Source organism: Arthrobacter sp. P2b, from assembly GCF_900168295.1.
Classification (GTDB): Bacteria; Actinomycetota; Actinomycetes; order Actinomycetales; family Micrococcaceae; genus Arthrobacter.
The window spans coordinates 1-1414 of sequence record NZ_FVZL01000044.1 but is presented as its reverse complement, the minus strand read 5'-3'; the positions used below and the strand labels follow the sequence as shown (position 1 = coordinate 1414).

Below are 1414 nucleotides of genomic sequence, written 5' to 3'. Positions count from 1 at the left end.
CCTGTTGCCTCATTGCAATACCTCCGGGAAGACTAATACGTTGCCTCAAATGAAAACCTCCGCTTCTGCGTGATCGTTGCCTCGTTGCAGAGGCTCCGGAGGGCTATGGGTTCCAGGCCCGGTTTACGGGTCTGATTGGAGCTGGTTTCTTGGCCAGTGCAAGGGTTTCCAGTTCGGCTGTAAGGGCCATGATTTGGCGGGAGAGAGCTCCGGGTTTGATGCGTTTGAAGGCGGCGTTCATTCGTATGACCGGGCTCTTACGCATCCGTGGATGGCGCACGGCTCGTTGGTGGGGCGTGGCTGGCGCATCGTGTTTCTTGGTGACTTTGGCGCCGTAGCGCTGCTTGGAAACCAGCTTTTGCTGTGGCAGCAAGTAGTTGGTGAAGACACGATCCAGCTCCCAGATCTCGTTGAGCTTTTCCAACTCGCCAGCGGTGTCGTAGCGCAGGTAGCCGACCAATTCACGGACCCGTGCCCAGTTCTTTTGCTCCACATGGGCGCCGTCATTTTTGTTTCCCGGCCGGGAGCGGGTGAAGGTGATCTGGCGGGCGTGGCAATAGGCCAGCAGGTGCTCATTAATGAACTCTGACCCATTGTCCGAATCGATGCCGAGGATGGGAAACGGGAACACCGCAGTGACGTGTTCAAGGGCTTCGAAGACCCACTTGGCGGCCTTGTTCCGCACGGACCTGTTCACCGTCCATCCGGTGCAAATGTCCGTCACCGTCAGGGTGAAGCAGAACTCCCCAAAGCTGTTGCCGCCCTCGTGACCGACCAGGTCGATCTCGACAAAGCCCGGCACCGCATCATCCCACTCGGCCCAGGTCCGGACCGGGATCTGGGATTTGAGCAGGGTGCCCGGCTTGGTGTGGGACCGTCCCCGCAGGGTCAGCTTTGACCGTTCCCCCGCAAGTTTCCGGTCGATGGTCGCCGCGCTCATCCGCATCAGCAACGCTGCTTGTTCATCTGTGATGTCGAGCTCGCCGTCGCGGCGCAGCAGCGGCACCAGAACCGGCAGCATCGGGGCCAGAAGCTTGCCGGCAGGTGCACGCAATACCGCCCAGCACTTGCCCAGCGCCGGCAACAAATCAGGTCCATACACCGGGTCCCTGCCCGGCCGGGGTTTGACGACCTTCAGGACCAGCGCGTCCCGCAGCGCCGCCCGGGCATAGTCGCGGTGCCAACCGGTCAACTCGACCAGCTCGTCCAGGATCCGGGACTTCCCTGCACGATCAGCGCCCCGGTAGGCGAGGGCCTTCTTCTTCGTCACAGCTTGCCGCTGGGCCATCGTTAGCTCCATGAAAACGGGCATAGCCCCCATCCGGTGCCGCTCCCGAGAACCACGCCGCTACGCGGAGGTTTTCAAATGAGGCAACGAATCGGTCTACGCGGAGGTTTTCAACGAGTCAACGCG

General features: G+C 61.2%; 1 protein-coding gene. It reads right to left on the bottom strand.

Going from position 1 to position 1414, the window contains the following annotated elements:
* Positions 1-103: 103 nt before the first annotated feature.
* The gene (locus B5520_RS22275) at positions 104-1288 is read right to left on the bottom strand and encodes an integrase catalytic domain-containing protein (RefSeq protein WP_104443674.1); all 1185 of its coding nucleotides are present in this window, start codon (positions 1286-1288) and stop codon (positions 104-106) included.
* Between the last annotated feature and the right edge of the window lie 126 nt (positions 1289-1414).